Source organism: Psychromarinibacter sp. S121, assembly GCF_049801035.1.
GTDB lineage: Bacteria > Pseudomonadota > Alphaproteobacteria > Rhodobacterales > Rhodobacteraceae > Psychromarinibacter.
This window is the reverse complement of record NZ_JBNAGE010000001.1, coordinates 763739-780870: the sequence shown is the minus strand read 5'-3', so window position 1 is coordinate 780870 and position 17132 is coordinate 763739. Positions and strand designations below refer to the sequence as shown.

General features: G+C 68.2%; 13 protein-coding genes. 11 read left to right on the top strand and 2 right to left on the bottom strand.

The features are described 5' to 3' along the window. The first annotated feature begins 94 nt into the window (after positions 1-94). Positions 95-2134 (top strand): SurA N-terminal domain-containing protein, encoded by a 2040-nt coding sequence (locus ACP156_RS03855; RefSeq protein ID WP_425049976.1) that lies wholly within the window; start codon positions 95-97, stop codon positions 2132-2134. A gap of 6 nt (positions 2135-2140) precedes the next feature. Further along, positions 2141-3655, top strand: coding sequence for an anthranilate synthase component I (gene trpE, locus ACP156_RS03850; protein WP_425049975.1), 1515 nt, complete (start codon positions 2141-2143; stop codon positions 3653-3655). A 3-nt stretch (positions 3656-3658) separates the two neighbouring features. Here trpE and ACP156_RS03845 read toward each other — a convergent pair whose 3' ends face one another. Continuing rightward, positions 3659-5494 carry a divergent polysaccharide deacetylase family protein gene (locus ACP156_RS03845; RefSeq protein ID WP_425049974.1) on the bottom strand — a complete coding sequence of 612 codons (1836 nt, stop codon included), beginning with the start codon at positions 5492-5494 and terminating at the stop codon, positions 3659-3661. A gap of 133 nt (positions 5495-5627) precedes the next feature. Here ACP156_RS03845 and ACP156_RS03840 point away from each other — a divergent pair, with 133 nt between their 5' ends. The 6 genes from ACP156_RS03840 to lexA all read left to right on the top strand — a co-directional run bounded on the left by ACP156_RS03840 (position 5628) and on the right by lexA (position 10478). Then, positions 5628-6209 (top strand): anthranilate synthase component II, encoded by a 582-nt coding sequence (locus tag ACP156_RS03840; protein WP_425049973.1) that lies wholly within the window; start codon positions 5628-5630, stop codon positions 6207-6209. Continuing rightward, on the top strand, positions 6206-7225 hold the full coding sequence (trpD, locus tag ACP156_RS03835) for an anthranilate phosphoribosyltransferase (RefSeq protein WP_425049972.1): 1020 nt from the start codon (positions 6206-6208) through the stop codon (positions 7223-7225). The genes ACP156_RS03840 and trpD overlap by 4 nt, the downstream gene beginning before the upstream one ends. Further along, a complete protein-coding gene (trpC, locus tag ACP156_RS03830) occupies positions 7222-8025 on the top strand; it encodes an indole-3-glycerol phosphate synthase TrpC (protein ID WP_425049970.1) in 804 nt (267 codons plus the stop codon). The genes trpD and trpC overlap by 4 nt, the downstream gene beginning before the upstream one ends. Continuing rightward, positions 8025-8501, top strand: a complete 477-nt coding sequence (moaC, locus tag ACP156_RS03825; protein ID WP_425049968.1) for a cyclic pyranopterin monophosphate synthase MoaC — start codon at positions 8025-8027, stop codon at positions 8499-8501. The genes trpC and moaC overlap by 1 nt, the downstream gene beginning before the upstream one ends. Then, positions 8498-9670, top strand: a complete 1173-nt coding sequence (gene glp / locus ACP156_RS03820; RefSeq protein ID WP_425049967.1) for a gephyrin-like molybdotransferase Glp — start codon at positions 8498-8500, stop codon at positions 9668-9670. Before moaC ends, glp begins: the two co-directional genes overlap by 4 nt. 121 nt (positions 9671-9791) lie before the next feature. After that, positions 9792-10478 (top strand): transcriptional repressor LexA, encoded by a 687-nt coding sequence (gene lexA / locus ACP156_RS03815; RefSeq protein WP_425049966.1) that lies wholly within the window; start codon positions 9792-9794, stop codon positions 10476-10478. Here lexA and ACP156_RS03810 read toward each other — a convergent pair. After that, complete coding sequence (locus tag ACP156_RS03810) at positions 10472-12496, bottom strand: ComEC/Rec2 family competence protein (RefSeq protein ID WP_425049965.1); 2025 nt, start codon at positions 12494-12496, stop codon at positions 10472-10474. The two genes, lexA and ACP156_RS03810, sit on opposite strands and share 7 nt — an antisense overlap. 78 nt (positions 12497-12574) lie before the next feature. Here ACP156_RS03810 and gltX point away from each other — a divergent pair, with 78 nt between their 5' ends. The 3 genes from gltX (at position 12575) to ACP156_RS03795 (ending at position 17069) form a co-directional block, all read left to right on the top strand. Next, the gene (gene gltX / locus ACP156_RS03805; protein ID WP_425049964.1) at positions 12575-13978 is read left to right on the top strand and encodes a glutamate--tRNA ligase; all 1404 of its coding nucleotides are present in this window, start codon (positions 12575-12577) and stop codon (positions 13976-13978) included. Between the two features lie 71 nt (positions 13979-14049). Further along, positions 14050-15345, top strand: a complete 1296-nt coding sequence (gene gltA / locus ACP156_RS03800; RefSeq protein WP_425049963.1) for a citrate synthase — start codon at positions 14050-14052, stop codon at positions 15343-15345. A 398-nt stretch (positions 15346-15743) separates the two neighbouring features. Then, the gene (locus ACP156_RS03795; RefSeq protein WP_425049962.1) at positions 15744-17069 is read left to right on the top strand and encodes a cytochrome-c peroxidase; all 1326 of its coding nucleotides are present in this window, start codon (positions 15744-15746) and stop codon (positions 17067-17069) included. The last annotated feature ends 63 nt before the right edge of the window (positions 17070-17132 follow it).

Below are 17132 nucleotides of genomic sequence, written 5' to 3'. Positions count from 1 at the left end.
CTGCGCAGAAGGCGTCCCGCGGCCCCTTGCTCCCCTGCCCGCGCCCCATTAGACAGCCCAGACAGGCTGAGAGGGAACCAGGGGACACCGGTCGATGGCTAAGAAGAAATCCGCGTACAACGCAGTGGTCTGGGTGATCCTGCTTCTGCTGATCGTGGGGCTTGCCGGTTTCGGCGCCACCAACTTCGGCGGCTCGGTCAACTCGGTCGGCTCTGTCGGCAATCGCGAGATCACGGTCGACCGTTACGCCCGCGAGCTTCAGAACGAACTCGCGCGTCTGTCGCAGCAGTTCGGCACCAACCTCACCCTGCAGCAGGCGCAGATGTTCGGCATCGACCAGGCCGTGCTGCAACGCATCCTGTCCACCACCGCGCTTGAGAACGAGGCCGAACGCATCGGCCTGTCCGTTGGCGATGAACGCGTGGGCGAGCAGGTCCTGAACATCACCGCCTTCCAGGGCGTCGACGGCCAGTTCGACCGCGAGGGCTATCGCTTTGCCCTGCAAAACGCCGGCATGACCGAAACCGAGTTCGAGGAAGGCCTGCGCCTGGACCTCGCCCGCACCCTGCTTCAAGAATCCGTCTCGGGCGCCACCGCGATGCCCGACACCTATGTGAACGCGCTGCTGACCTATGCCGAGGAAACCCGCGACTTCACGTGGGCCGTTCTGACCGACGCGGATCTCGACGCGCCGATCGCCGACCCGTCCGAGGACGAACTGCGCACCTACTGGGAAGAGAACTCTGACAGCTTCATGCTGCCCGAGACCCGCGACATCACCTATGCGCTGATCACCCCCGAGATGATCGCCGGCACCATCGAAGGTGACGACGAAGCGTTGCAGCGCCTCTACGACGAGCGCATCGACGAGTTTTCGCAGCCCGAGCGCCGTCTGGTGGAACGCCTGATCTACACCGACCCCGCCGCCGCCCAGTCCGCCGCCGACGCGCTTGCCGCGGGCGAGACCACGTTCGAGGACCTCGTCGAAGAGCGCGGGCTTGATCTGGTCGACGTCGATCTTGGCGACGTGACCGAAGACGATCTCGGCGCCGCCGGTGAAGCGGTGTTTGCGCTGGAAGAACCCGGCGTCGTCGGCCCGGTCGACACCGATCTCGGCCCGGCGCTGTTCCGCATGAACGCGGTGCTGGAAGCGCAGGAAACGCCGTTCGAGGACGCGCGCGAGCAACTGCTGGTCGAGTACCGCACCGATGCCGCCCGCCGCGCCATCGGCGACATGATCGACAGCATCGACGACCTGCTTGCGGGCGGTGCGACGCTGGAAGAGGTCGGCGAAGAGACCGAGATGGAAACCGGCCAGATCGACTGGACCGAGGGCGCGACCGACGGCGTCGCCGCCTACCCCGAGTTCCGTCAGGCCGCGCTGGATGCGGAAGTCGGTGACTTCCCCGAGGTGATCGAAACCACCGACGGCGCGCTGTTCGCGCTGCGCGTGAACGAGGTGATCGAGCCCCGCGTCGAACCCTTCGAGGACGCGCGCGACAGCGTCGAGGCGGAATGGCGCCGCGAGCAGACCGTCGCCGCTTTGGCGGAACAGGCCCGCGCGCTGGCCGAGGCAGGCATGGACGCCGCTGTCGAAGAGGCTCCGGCAGAAGAGCCGGTCGTCGAGGACGAGCCCGCTACCGAGGAAGAGCCCGTCGCGGAAGCGCCGGAAGAGGACGCAGCGCCGGAAGAGCCCGCTACCGAGGAAGCCTCCGAGGAAACCCCGGACGCAGAAACCCCGGACGTTGTGGCCGAGGAAGTGGTCGAGGAAATCGAGGAACCCGCAGCCGAAGAGCCCGCCGGCATCGACTATGTCACCGAGACCGGCATCGGCCGTGACGGCTTCATCCCCGACACGCCCACCGATTTCATCGTCACGATCTTCGGCATGGAGCCCGGCGAGACGCAGGTGATCGAAGGCACCAACGCGGCCTATCTCGTCCGCCTCGACGCGATCAACGAACCCGACCTGACCGACCCCGCCTACGCCGACGAAGCCACCCAGCTTCGCGACCAGCTTGCGGCGGCGCTTGGTCAGGACATCCTTGGCGCCTACGCCGCCACGGTGCAGTCCGAAGCGGGCATCTCTCTTAATCAGGCGGCCATCAACGCCGTCCACGCGCAGTTCCCGTAGGACCAGATGGCCCAGCTTACTCCCGCCTTCGAGGCCTTTGCCAACGGATACGACAAGGGCGAAAATCAGGTCGTCTACGCCCGTCTCGCGGCGGATCTGGACACGCCCGTGTCGCTGATGCTGAAGCTTACCGAAGCCCGCAAGGACAGCTTCATGCTGGAATCGGTGACCGGCGGCGAGGTTCGCGGGCGCTACTCGATCATCGGGATGAAGCCGGACCTCGTCTGGCGCTGCAACGGCGAGACGTCAGAGCTGAACCGCTCGGCCCGCTTCGACGCCGAAGCGTTCGAGCCGCTGGACGGGCATCCGCTGGACACGCTGCGGTCGCTGATCGCGGAAAGCCGCATCGCCCTGCCCGACGACCTGCCCGCCGCAAGCGCCGGGCTGTTCGGCTATCTTGGCTATGACATGATCCGGCTGGTCGAGCACCTGCCCGACATCAACCCCGACCCACTGGCGCTGCCCGATGCGGTGATGATGCGTCCCTCGGTGATCGCGGTGCTGGACGGCGTGAAGGGCGAGGTGACGGTCGTGTCCCCGGCATGGGCGACGTCTGGCCTGTCGGCGAAAGCCGCCTATGCGCAGGCCGCAGAACGGGTGATGGACGCGGTGCGCGACCTCGAACGCGTGCCCGCCGACACCAGCCGCGATCTGGGCGAGGCCGCGCAGATCGGCGAGATGACGTCGAACTTCAGCCATGACGCCTATCTTCAGGCGGTCGAGAAGGCCAAGGAATACATCCGCGCCGGCGACATCTTTCAGGTGGTGCCCTCGCAGCGGTGGCGGCAGGAATTCACCCTGCCCCCCTTCGCGCTGTACCGCTCGCTGCGCCGCACCAACCCGTCGCCGTTCATGTTCTTCTTCAACTTCGGCGGCTTTCAGGTCATCGGCGCCAGCCCCGAGATCCTTGTCCGCGTGTTCGACAACGAGGTCACGATCCGCCCCATCGCCGGCACCCGCCCCCGTGGCGCCACGCCGGACGAGGACCGCGCCTACGAGGCCGACCTGATGGGCGACGAGAAGGAATGCGCCGAGCACCTGATGCTGCTGGACCTTGGCCGCAACGACGTGGGCCGGGTCGCGAAGATCGGCACCGTGCGCCCGACCGAGAAGTTCATCGTCGAACGCTACAGCCACGTGATGCACATCGTGTCGAACGTGGTGGGCGAGTTGTCCGACGAACACGACGCCCTGTCCGCCCTGCTTGCGGGTCTGCCTGCCGGCACCGTGTCCGGCGCGCCGAAGGTCCGCGCGATGGAGATCATCGACGAGCTGGAGCCCGAAAAGCGCGGCGTCTACGGCGGCGGCGTGGGCTATTTCAGCGCGGGCGGCGACATGGATATGTGCATCGCGCTGCGGACCGCCGTGCTGAAGGGCACCGACCTGTACATTCAGGCGGGCGGCGGCGTGGTCTATGACAGCGACCCCGAGGCCGAGTTTCAGGAAACCGTCAACAAGTCCAAGGCGATCCGCGCCGCGGCGCAGGACGCCGGGCGCTTCGCGGGCAAGGGCAACCGCTAGGGCTTACTGCGCCTTCAGCAGCGCCGAGGCCGGGGCCAGCGTCACGCTGGTCGCCCGCTGACCCAGCGCCCATTCGGTAATGGCGGCAATGGTGTCCGCGCGCATGTGACCGACCAGCAGGACGCTGCCCTGCTGCCCGGCCCGGAACGCGCCGACATCCAGCACCCGCTTCATCGCGGCGATGCTTTCGGTGCCATCGTCGAACGACCGGAACACCGCAAGCGCGGGTACGTCCATCGTGTCGGCCACCTGCAACGCCGAGTTCAGCCCGCGTTCATAGGTGATGATCCCGCGTCCCGTCGCGGCGGCGATCTCGGCCACCTGCGCGGCGCGCGGGCGGTTTTCCTGCATCCGCGCCTCGGGCGTGTCCATCACAGCGACCGATTGCGGCACGGTGTCGAGATACTCTTGAAACGCCACCTCGACATCCGCCGGTGCCGCGCCTTCGGGCAGCGGCGCCAGCACGGCGACCTCTACCCCGGCGGCACGGTAGGCCCGCATCGCCTCGGTCGCGCCCGGCTGCATCGGATCGACCACCACGGTCAGAGGCACCGGCAGACCGGCAAGGCCCGCCGGGTCGGGCCGCGACGGGCCGGGATCGAGAAGGACAAGCGACATCAGCGGGTTGCCCGGCGCGGTCTCGAACGGAACCGCATAGGCCTCCAGCGCCGGAAGCGCTTCGGCCTCGGGCTGTTCCGGCTCGGGTTCGGGCGCACCCGCGCCGATGCGCGGCAGGCGGTCGGTGGTCACGCCGGGGGCGAGGTTGCCGAACACCGGCGGCGCGTCCTCGGCCTCGACCGGCGGTGCGGGCGGCTCGGCGGGAGTGTCGGCGACCTCCGGCGCTTCGGGCGCGGCCTCTGGCTCGACGATCGCGGGCGGCGTGGGTTCGGGTGCCGGGGCCTGCTCGGCGGCGGCAACGTCAACGCTGCCGTCCGAGGTGTCGTCAGCGGGCGTCTCCAATGCGTCGGGCGCGTCGGTGACCTCGGGCGCTTCCAGCCCGGCGGGGACATCGGGCGCAGCGTCCGGTTCGGCGATGGCGGGCGTGTCCGCCGCTTCCGGTGCGGCCTCTGCCACGGCGGGCGCCTCGCCGGGCGAGTCCTCTTCCGGCGCGGCGGGCGGTTCCGGTACATCTGCCACCACCGGCGGCACGCTGGGCGTGGGCGCGGCGGGCGCGGCTTCCGGCTCGGCGATCAGCGGCGTTTCGGCTTCTTCCACCGGCATCTCTTCCGCCATCTCGGGTGCATCGGCGGACCCATCCTCGGACGGCGCGGCGGGCGCTTCTGGCGCATCCGCCGTGACTTCGGCGGGCGCGTCGCCCAGCGGCTCGGGCGCGGTGGCGACCTCTTCCGCCGGCGTCTCGGGCGCGGGCGGCGTGTCCGCGACCGGCGCGGCGGGCATCTCGGGCGCAGGTGGCGCGTCGGCCTCGGGCTCTGCGGGCCTTTCGGCCTCGGGCGCGGGCATCACCGTTTCCTCGGCCTCGGGCATCTCTGGCGCGTCGACCGTCGTTGCGGGTTCCTCGGGCGCGGCGATGTCCGGTGTCGGGGCGCTGTCCACCTCTGGCGGCGCGGCGGGAGCCGTTTCGGGCGCTGGCGCCTCGCTGACCTCGGGCGCGCTGACTTCCGGCGTCTCAGTGATCTCGGGCGGCGCGTCCGCCTCTGGCAGCACCGGCTCGGCGTCCGGCGGCGGGCGGTTGAATTCGCTGTCCGCAGGAAGCTCGACCGCACCGGTCGACGGCGCCGGATCGCCCAGCGTCACCATGCTTCCGAAATAGGATGCAGTTGCGAGCCCCGCGCCCGACACCACGGCTCCCACGACAGCGCCCGTCAGAAATCCACGCACGTGCCCTAGCCCCCTTGCGCCTCATTGTTATTGCGCCGGGCACCTTGACCCTCGGCCCGGCCTCTGAACATGTATAGCGCGATGAAAAACCGGGGGCACCCCCTAACGGAAGCCGCAACAGGCCGGGCCGCGCATGATCCTGCTGATCGATAACTACGACAGTTTCACCTACAACCTCGCGCACTATCTGGGCGAACTTGGCGCCGACGTGGTCGTGCGCCGCAACGACGCCCTGAACGTGCAGGACGCGATGGCGATGAGGCCCGACGGCATCCTGCTGTCCCCCGGCCCCGCCACGCCGGACGACGCCGGTATCTGCCTAGCGCTGACCGCCGCCGCCGCCGAGACGAAGACCCCGCTGATGGGCGTCTGCCTTGGCCACCAGACCATCGGTCAGGTCTTCGGCGGCAAGGTGGTGCGCTGCCACGAGATCGTACACGGCAAGATGGGCACGGTGCTGCACAACGACACCGGCGTGTTCGAGGGCATCCCCTCGCCCTTCAAGGCGACGCGGTATCATTCGCTGGTGGTCGAGCCCGAAAGCCTGCCCGCCGAGCTGGAGGTCACCGCGTGGCTGGAAGACGGCGTGATCATGGGCCTGCGCCACCGCGAGCTGCCGATCGAGGGCGTCCAGTTCCACCCGGAATCGATTGCCACGGAACACGGCCACAAGCTGATGCAGAACTTCCTGAACCGCGTGCCGGTGGCGGCATGAGCGACGCGCTGAAACCGCTGATCGGCGCTGCCGCCGAGCGTCCGCTGACCCGTGACGAGGCCGAGACGGCGTTCCAGATCCTGTTCGCGGGCGAGGCCACGCCCAGCCAGATCGGCGGGCTGCTGATGGCGCTGCGCACGCGGGGCGAGACGGTCGAGGAATTCGCCGCCGCCGCCGCCGTGATGCGCGCCAAGTGCCACAAGGTGAAAGCGCCCGAGGGCGCCATCGACATCGTCGGCACCGGCGGCGACGGCAAGGGCACGCTGAACATCTCGACCGCAACCGCCTTCGTGGTGGCCGGCGCAGGCGTTCCGGTCGCCAAGCACGGCAACCGCAACCTGTCGTCCAAGTCCGGCTCTGCCGACGCGCTCAGCCAGATGGGCGTGCAGGTGATGCTTCCCGCCGAGGCCGTGGAAAAGGCGATGGCCGAGACAGGCATCGCCTTCATGATGGCGCCGATGCACCATCCGGCGATGGCCCATGTCGGCCCCACCCGCGCCGAACTGGGAACGCGGACGATCTTCAACATCCTTGGCCCGCTGACCAACCCCGCCGGGGTAAAGCGGCAGCTGACCGGCGCGTTCTCGCGCCAGATCATCCGCCCGATGGCCGAGACGCTGAAGACGCTGGGCTCTGACGCCGCGTGGCTGGTCCACGGCTCGGACGGCACCGACGAACTGTCGATTGCCGGCGTCTCGTGGGTCGCTGCGCTGAAGGACGGCGAAGTGACCGAGTTCGAGGTTTCGCCCGAGGACGCGGGCCTGCCCGTGCATGCCTTCGAAGAGATCATCGGCGGCACGCCCGCCGAGAACGCCGCCGCCTTCCGCGAATTGCTGGGCGGCGCGAAATCGGCCTACCGTGACGCGGTGCTGCTGAACTCGGCCGCCGCTTTGCTGATGGCCGAGAAGGCGGGCGACCTGAAGGAAGGCACTGAAATGGCAGCGGAAAGCATCGACAGCGGTGCCGCCCGCGCGAAAGTGGAAGCGCTGGCGAAAGCCACGACGGAGGCAGCATGAGCGGCAACGTTCTGGACCGGATCAAGGCCTACAAGCTAGAGCATGTCGCGGCCTGCAAGGCCGCCCGCCCGCTGGCGGATGTCGAGGACGCGGCCCGCGCCGCGCCCCCCGTGCGCGGCTTCGGCGCGCGGCTGCGCGAGGCGGCAGAAACCGGCTATGGCCTGATCGCCGAGATCAAGAAGGCCAGCCCGTCGAAAGGCCTGATCCGCCCCGATTTCGATCCGCCCGCGCTGGCCCGCGCCTACGAAGCCGGCGGCGCGACTTGCCTGTCGGTGCTGACAGACGGTCCCAGCTTTCAGGGCGCCGACGAATTCCTGACCGCCGCGCGGTCCGCCGTGTCGCTGCCGGCGCTGCGCAAGGATTTCCTCTACGACACCTACCAGGTGGCCGAGGCCCGCGCGCTGCACGCCGACTGCATCCTGATCATCATGGCCAGCGTCTCCGACGCGCAGGCCGCCGAGCTTGAAGACGCTGCCTTCGGCTGGGGCATGGACGTGCTGATCGAGGTTCACGACGGCGCGGAACTCGACCGTGCGCTGGCGCTGAAATCACCGCTGCTGGGCATCAACAACCGCAACCTCAAGACCTTCGAGACCACTCTGGACACCACGCGGGAGCTGTCCAGGCGGGTGCCCGACGACCGGTTCCTGATCTCGGAGTCGGGGCTGTTCGTTCCCGCCGACCTTGCCGACATGGCGCAGTACGGTGCGCGGGCGTTCCTGATCGGCGAAAGCCTGATGCGGCAGGACGACGTGACCGCCGCCACCAAGACGCTGCTGGCCGATCCGGTGCCCGCCTGATGGCCGAACTGACCCATTTCGACGCCAAGGGCGACGCGCATATGGTGGACGTGTCCGACAAGGCCGTCACCTCGCGCACTGCCGTGGCCGAAGGCTGCGTGATCATGTCGCCCGAGACGCTGGCCCTGATCACCGAAGGCCGCGCCAAGAAGGGCGACGTTGCGGGCGTGGCCCGGCTGGCGGGGATCATGGGGGCCAAGCGCACCTCTGACCTGATCCCGCTGTGCCACCCGCTGCCCGTCACCAAGGTCGCCGTCGACATCACGCCCGACGACACGCTGCCCGGCCTGCGCGTGCAGGCCACCGTCAAGACCACCGGCCAGACCGGCGTCGAGATGGAGGCGCTGACCGCCGTCAGCACCGCGTGCCTGACCGTCTACGACATGGTGAAGGCGGCGCAGAAGGACATGGTGATCTCGGACATCCGCCTGCTGCTGAAAGAGGGCGGCAAATCGGGACGTTACGAGGCCCCATGATCACCGTCGACGAGGCGCTGGCCGAACTCTTCGCGCTGGTCTCGCCCGTCGGGACCGAGACCGTGCCGCTTGACCGTGCCGCGGGACGGGTTCTGGCGCAGGCCGTGACCGCGCTGCGCGACCAGCCCCCCTTCCCGGCCTCGGCCATGGACGGCTACGCGGTGCGGAACTCCGAGGTGCGCCCCGGCGCGGCCTTCCGGATCGTCGGAGAATCCGCCGCGGGTCACGGCTATGACGGCAGCGTCGGCCCCGGCGAGGCGGTGCGGATCTTCACCGGCGCACCGGTGCCCGAAGGCGCCGACCGCGTGGTGATCCAGGAAGACACCGCCCGTGACGGCGACACCATCACCCTGCAGGACAACATCGACCCGCAAGGCTACGTCCGTCCCGCGGGTGGCGACTTTCGCGCCGGGTCGGTGGTGCAGGCGGCTCGCCGCCTTGGCCCGCAGGACGTGGCGCTGCTGGCCGCGATGAACATCGCCGAGGTGCCCGTCAGCCGCCGCCCGGTCGCCGCGCTGATCGCCACCGGCGACGAACTGGTGATGCCCGGCGAGACTCCATCGCGCGACCAGATCATCGCGTCGAACTCCTTTGGCCTGAAAGCCATGCTGGAAGCCGCCGGCGCCGAGGCGCGGTTGCTGCCCATCGCGCGGGACAACCTGCCCTCGCTGCGCACCGCCTTCACGCTGGCAAAGGGCGCGGACCTGATCGTCACGATCGGCGGCGCGTCGGTGGGCGACCACGACCTTGTTGCCCCGGCGGCCGAGGAAATGGGACTGAACCGCAGCTTCTACAAGGTGGCGATGCGGCCCGGCAAACCGCTGATGGCGGGGCGCATGGGCGATGCGACGCTGATCGGCCTGCCCGGCAACCCGGTGTCCTCGATGGTCTGCGGCCAGATCTTCATCCTGCCCGTCATCCGCGCGATGCTGGGTCTTGGCGAAGGCCCTGCCCCGCGCCAGCAACGGCCGCTGGATGCCGACATCGGCCAGAACGGCCCGCGCGAGCACTACATGCGTGCGAAACTCAGCGACACGGGCATCGCGCCCTACGACCGGCAGGACAGCTCGCTGCTGACCGTGCTTGCCTTGGCCGACGCGCTGCTGGTGCGCCCGCCGCACGACGCCCCGCGCCGCGCGGGCGAGATGGTCGATTACATCCCCCTCTGATTCGTCCCCTTGGGTGATTCGCAATATCGTTGACACATAGCGGGAACGCGCGTAGAACATTTAACGAACACACGACCCGGCGCAGCCCGCGCCGGCGCGTGACGAGACACGGGGTGAAGAGATGCTGACCAAGAAGCAGCTGGAACTTCTGGAGTTCATAAACCGCCGCATGCAGCGTGACGGCGTGCCGCCCTCCTTCGACGAAATGAAGGACGCGCTGGACCTGCGCTCGAAATCCGGCATCCACCGGCTGATCACCGCGCTGGAAGAGCGTGGCTTCATCCGCCGCCTTGCCCACCGCGCCCGCGCCATCGAGATCGTGAAACTGCCCGAAGCGCTGGAGAAAAGCGGGTTCACCCCCCGCGTGATCGAAGGCAGCCGGTCCGAGCCGCCCGCCGCGTCGATGCAGGTGGAAAGCGGCGGCGCGTTCGACGTGCCGCTGATGGGCCGGATCGCCGCCGGTGTCCCGATCGAGGCGATATCGCATGTCGAGCACAACGTGTCCGTCCCCGGCGGCATGATCACCGGCCCGGCGCATCACTATGCGCTTGAAGTCAAAGGGGATTCGATGATCGACGTCGGCATCAACGACGGCGATATCGTGGTCATCCGCGAGACCGACGCCGCCGACAACGGTGACATCGTCGTGGCTTTGGTCGAGGGGCATGAAGCCACGCTGAAGCGGTTCCGCCGCAAGGGCGCCGCCGTCGCGCTGGAAGCCGCGAACCCCGCCTACGAGACCCGCGTCTTCCGCGAGGATCAGGTGAAGGTGCAGGGCCGCCTTGTCGGGCTGATCCGCACCTACTGAGACCACAGGCGGCGCGCGCCATCCCGCGCGCCCACCAGCCGCAGCACCCCGGCCTCGGGGTAGACGGCAAGGGCTCCGGTTTCCCGGAGCCTTTTTTCGTTGATCATGACGCAGGGGCCCGTGCCCGCCGCATCCGCCGGCACGATCACCAGTGACGCGGTGCGGCACCCCTCGGCCGCGCGCAAGGCGGCGTCGCGCCCGGTGACATGCAGCACGCTTTGCCCGTCAAGGTCGAACAGCCCCGCTTGTATCGCGGGCCGCGCGAAGGCGTCCGCCTGTTCTGCCGCGTCGCCGTCATTCTCCAGCCAGCTCAGGGCGACGAAGCCTTCGCCCCGGGGTTTCGACAGCGCGCGGCCGGTGTCGGTCATCACGCCCACAAGCCCGCCGGTGTCCGAGATCAGCAATGGCGGACGCTGTGCCTGCGACCACAGCACGAAGGCCGCCGCCATCGGCGCCAGCCCCGCAAGCCTTGCCCGCCCCTGCCACAGGATCAGCCACAGCGCCCCCAGCGCCAGCACCGGCAGCACCCATGGCCCCGGCGCGACCACCGGCGTCGTCGCGCCCGGCAGGTCGGCCACCCGGTGCGCCACCGACAAGATCCAGTCCAGCCCCGGCCGCATCAGGGTCAGCGCCACTGGCGCCAGCCCCAGCGGCCACAGCACCGCCGCCAGCACCGCCATCGGCATCACCAGCGTGCCCATCACAGGCACCGCCAGCAGGTTGGCGATCAGCCCGTAGTCCGACACGCGGTTGAAATGCGCCGCCGCGACCGGCGCGGTCGCCAGCCCCGCGACGGCGGACGAGATCACCACCGCCACCACCGGCCGCGCCCACCGTGGCGGTTTCCAGCGTTTCAGGTCGCGCAGCGCGCCGAACACCGCGACCAGCGCCGTGGTCGCCGCGAAGGACATCTGGAACCCCGGCTCCAGCAGCGTTTCGGGGCGCAGGCATAGGACCACCATCGCCGCGATCGCCACCGCCCGCAGCGTGATCGCCCGGCGATCCAGCATCACCGCCACCAGCATTGCCGAGATCATGATCAGCGCCCGCTCGGTCGCGACGTTGCCACCCGACAGCAGGTAATAGAACACGCCCGCTGCCAGCGCGCCCGCCGCCGCGAGCTTCTTTACCGGCCAGTGCAGCGCGACGTAGGGCACCAGCACCATCGCCAGCCGCAAGGCGGCGAAGACAAAGCCGGTCAGCAGCCCCATGTGCAGCCCTGAAATCGCCAGCAAGTGCGCGAGGTTGGACCCTCTCAGCGCCTCTAGCGTGTCCTGCCCCATTCCCGACCGGTCGCCGGTGGTGATCGCGGCGGCGAAGGCCCCCGCCTCTCCCGGCAAGGCGGACTGCACCGCGCGCGAGATCGCCATCCGCAACCGGTGGACCCACAGCCCCGCCGCGCCGTCTTGCGCGGGGGCCACGCCAAGGACCGGCGTGCGCGTGTAGCCCACCGCGCCCAGCCGGTCGAACCATGCCATCCGCTGAAAATCGAAGCCCCCCGGCTCGGTCGGGCCAGAGGGCGGTGACAGGTGGGCGGTCATCATGATGCGCATGCCAGGTACCGGGTCGATCCAGCCCTGATCGCCATGCAGCGAGACCCGCACCCGCAGGGGCGTGCGGTCCGGGGAGGTGCGTTCCAGAACCACCCGGTCCAGCGTCAGCCGCACCGCGTCCGAAGCAGAGCGGTCGATGACCACGATCCGACCTTCCACCGGGCCGTAATAACGAACGCCCAGCACCGGCCCCGCGACCATATGCGCCCGGACCGACGCGACGCAGATCCCGGCCAGAACCAGCGCCCCGCACAGCAGCAACGGGGCCGCGCGCGGGCCCAGCCACCAGCCCGCCACAGCGGCGAGCAGGACACCCGCGCCACAGCCGATCAGCGCAGGCAAAGCGGGCTCTGCCGGCAGCCGGAAATACAACGCGATGCCAAGGGCGAAACACACCGGAACCCAGGGAAACAGGTGCCCGCGCTGAGCCTCGACCACGTCCGCGATCCAGCGAAGGGGCGCCACTCTTGTCCTCCTGACCCCGATTGACTAGACCGCTGGCAAGCCTAGTTCCGCACCCTTTCCAAAAGGTAAACGACACCCATGACCGACGCCCCCGTCGTCACCCGGATCGCCCCGTCTCCCACCGGTTACATGCACATCGGCACCGCCCGGACGGCGCTGTTCAACTGGCTGTATGCGCGCGGTCGCGGCGGCAAGTTCCTGCTGCGGATCGAGGATACCGACCGCGCCCGCTCGACCCCCGAGGCGACCGAGGCGATCTATCGCGGCATGAAGTGGCTGGGGCTCGACTGGGACGGCGACGCCGTCAGCCAGTTCGAACGCGCCGACCGTCACGCCGAGGTCGCGAACCAGATGCTGTCCGAGGGCACGGCCTACAAGTGCTTCTCGACGCAGGAGGAAATCGCCGCGTTCCGCGAGGCGGCCAAGGCCGAAGGCAAGTCGACCCTGTTTCGCTCGCCGTGGCGCGACGCCGACCCGTCGACCCATCCCGACCTGCCTTACGTGATCCGCGTGAAGGCGCCGCTGGACGGCGCCACCGTGATCCGTGACCGGGTGCAGGGCGACGTGACCGTGAAGAACGACCAGTTGGACGACATGATCCTGCTGCGGTCGGACGGCTCGCCGACCTACATGCTGGCCGTGGTGGTCGACGATCACGACATGGGCGTCACCCACGCTATCCGGGGCGACGACCACCTGAACAACGCCGCGCGGCAGATGCTGGTTTACGACGCGATGGGCTGGGACGTTCCGGTCTGGGCGCACATCCCGCTGATCCACGGTCCCGACGGCAAGAAGCTGTCGAAACGCCACGGCGCGCTGGGGGTCGAGGAGTATCAGGCGATGGGTTTTCCCGCCGCCGCGATGCGCAACTACCTTGCCCGCCTGGGCTGGTCCCATGGCGATGACGAATTCTTCACCGATGCGCAGGCAAAAGAGTGGTTCGATCTCGATGGAATCGGCAAATCGGCGGCCCGCTTCGACATGAAGAAACTCGAACATCTCTCCGGTCAGCACATCGCCGTGGCCGACGATGACGCGCTGGTTCCCGAGATCCAGGCTTACCTCGCGGCTGCAAAAGAACCCGCGCTGGACGACGCAAAGGAACAGGCGCTTCGCGACGCGATGTTCTGCCTGAAAGATCGCGCGAAGACCTTCCCGCAACTCCTTGAGAAAGCTTACTTCGTTCTGGCCGACCGTCCGCTGGAAATCGACGAAAAATCGGCCAAGGCGCTGGACGATGTATCCCGTGGTATACTGGCTCAATTGACGCCGCAGTTGCAAAATGCTAGCTGGAACCGCGACGCGCTGGAAGAGGTCGTGACGCACGTGGCCGAGGCGAATGACACCAAGCTTGGCAAGGTGGCGCAGCCGTTGAGGGCAGCCTTGGCCGGGCGTTCGGTGTCTCCCAGCGTTTTTGACATGATGCTGGTTTTGGGCCGCGACGAAACGCTTGCGCGCCTGGGCGATGTAACCGCTTGATCCGGGCACGGCAGACGCCGTGCCTGCACAGAGTTGCCCCGTCCGGGGCGGACCTTTCAGAGAGGGATGAGATGGCAGACAGCAACAAGACGGCGACGCTGAAATTCGACGGCAAGGAACTCGAGCTGCCGATGCACTCGCCGACCGCCGGTCCGGATGTCATCGACATCGGCAAACTTTACGCCCAAGGCGACGTGTTCACATTCGACCCCGGCTTTACCTCGACCGCCTCGTGCGCCTCGACCATCACCTTCATCGACGGCGAAAAGGGCGAGCTGCTGCACCGGGGCTACCCGATCGACCAGCTGGCCGAGAAATCGCACTTCCTCGAAGTCTGCTATCTGCTGCTTTACGGTGAGCTGCCCACCGCCGAGCAACTGGAAGACTTCGAAAGCCGTGTGACCAACCACACGATGCTGCACGAGCAGATGACCTACTTCTACCGCGGCTTCCGCCGCGACGCGCACCCGATGGCCATCATGGTCGGCGTGGTCGGCGCGATGTCGGCCTTCTACCACGACTCCACCGACATCAGCGATCCGTGGCAGCGCGAGGTCGCCTCGATCCGCCTGATCGCCAAGATGCCGACGATCGCGGCTTGGGCCTACAAGTACCACATCGGCCAGCCCTTCGTTTACCCGCGCAACGACCTCGACTATGCGTCGAACTTCCTGCGCATGTGCTTCTCGGTCCCGGCCGAGGAATACGAGGTGAACCCGATCCTGAGCCGCGCGATGGACCGGATCTTCACCCTGCACGCCGACCACGAGCAGAACGCCTCGACCTCGACCGTGCGTCTGGCCTCGTCCTCGGGCGCCAACCCCTTCGCCTGTATCGCCGCCGGCATCGCCTGTCTCTGGGGTCCCGCTCACGGCGGCGCCAACCAGGCCTGCCTCGAGATGCTGCGCGAGATCGGCACCCCGGACCGCATCCCCGAGTACATCGAAAAGGCGAAGGACAAGAACGATCCGTTCCGCCTGATGGGCTTCGGGCACCGGGTCTACAAGAACTTCGACCCGCGCGCGAAGGTGATGAAGCAGTCCGCAGACGAAGTGCTGGACCTGCTGGGCGTCGAGAACAACCCGACCCTGCAGACCGCCAAGGAACTGGAGCGCGTCGCGCTGGAAGATCCGTACTTCAAGGACAAGAAGCTGTACCCGAACGTCGACTTCTACTCGGGCATCATCCTGGACGCGATGGGCTTCCCGACCTCGATGTTCACCCCGATCTTCGCGCTGGCGCGGACCGTGGGCTGGATCTCGCAGTGGAAGGAACAGCTGTCGGATCCGGCGCACAAGATCGGCCGCCCGCGCCAGCTGTACACCGGCGCGACCTTCCGCGACTACGTGGATGTCGAAAACCGCTGATCCGCGGTGACATGAAGATTGCAGACGGCGGGCCATTCGGTCCGCCGTTTTCGTTTCCAAGGACCGGTCCGAGCCCGGCGTTTTCACGCACCGGCGACGCCGTCCCGCCCACGCCGAACAACTTTTTTCGCCGCCATGTTCCGTCTGTGCAAGCCGGGGCCGGACCTTTGCTTGACTTCGCGTAAGGCGGCCATCCAAACTGAATATCGATTGAAGAACCATTGTTGATTGCCGGTCCGACACCCCTTGGACCGCAGAACCATTTGATCAGGGCCCGGCATGCGAGATCACACGCACGCGCCGCCAGCGACCGACAGCGCACCCGGCCCCGGGGACGCTCGGCGCGTCATGGCGCGCCCCTCCCCGCCTTCCCTGTAGTTCCAAGAGAAGACCAAGCCATGTTCCGCAAGTTCCTGCACACCGTCCTGTTCGTCCCGGCTGTCGCGCTGCCCGCCGCGGCCTTTGAACTGCCCGCCCCGATCGACGACGCCGACTATATCCAGTCCGACCCCGAGCTTGCCGCCATCGGTCGTCTGCTGTTCTACGACAAGGTTCTGTCCGGCAACCGCAACATCAGCTGCGGCACCTGCCACCACCACGATCTGAACGGTGCGGACGGCCTGTCGCTGGGCATTGGCGAGGGTGGCGAGGGCATCGGCCGCGACCGCTCTCCCGGCTATGAAGAGATGCGCATCCACGCCCGCATCCCCCGCAGCGCGCCGCCGATCTGGAACCTCGGGCACAAGGGCATCTCGTCGGTGTTCCATGACGGCCGCCTGCAACTGGGCGACCGCTGGGGCAACGGCTTCGACTCTCCGGCCGAGGACTGGCTGCCCAAGGGCCTGACCTCGATCCTTGCGGTGCAGGCGCTGTTCCCGATCACCAGCCACGACGAAATGGCCGGCAACCCGGGCGAGAACGAGATTGCCGACGCCGTGGTTCCCCGTCTGGACGGCGGCTGGCCGATCATCGCCGCCCGCATCCGCGAAATCCCGGCCTATGTCCGGATGTTCAGCGCAGCCTACGATCACGTGAACGGCCCGGAAGACATCACCATCGTCGAGATCGCCAACGCCATCGGCGCCTTCGAGGCGCAGGAATGGCAAAGCCACGACAGCGACTTCGACGCCTATGTCGCAGGGGACGACACCGCGCTGGACGCCCCCGAGATGCGGGGGATGGAGCTGTTCTTCGGCGCGGCCCAGTGTTCCACCTGCCACTCGGGCCCGCTGTTCACCGACCAGCAGTTCCACGCGCTGGCCCTACCCCATTTCGGCCCCGGCAAAACCCGGCCGTGGGACCCGGTGCCGCGCGACATCGGGCGGATGCTGAAGACCGACGACCTTGCCGACGCCTACCGCTTCCGCACGCCGTCGCTGCGGAACGTGGCCCTCACCGCGCCCTATGGTCACAACGGTTCGATGCCGACGCTCGAAGCGATGATCCGCCACCATGTCGACCCCGCCGCCAGCCTTGCCGCGTGGACGCCCGAGATGGCGGGCCTGCCGGACGTGCCGTGGCTGTCGACCGCCGATTTCGTGATGCGCGAGGACACGCTGGAAGACGCCCGCATGCTGGCCCGGGTCGAGGTCGACCTGCCGCCGCTGACCGATACCGAGATCGGCGAACTGGTGGCCTTCCTCGAATGCCTCACGGGCCGCACCGCCGCAGAGCGCCCCATGGGCCGCCCCGACGCGGTGCCAAGCGGGTTGCCGGTGGACTGAGAGGTCCCCTTTCCACAGCTTGCCGCATCGCCAAGCCCGTCCGCCTGCGCTAGCGTCGCGCTC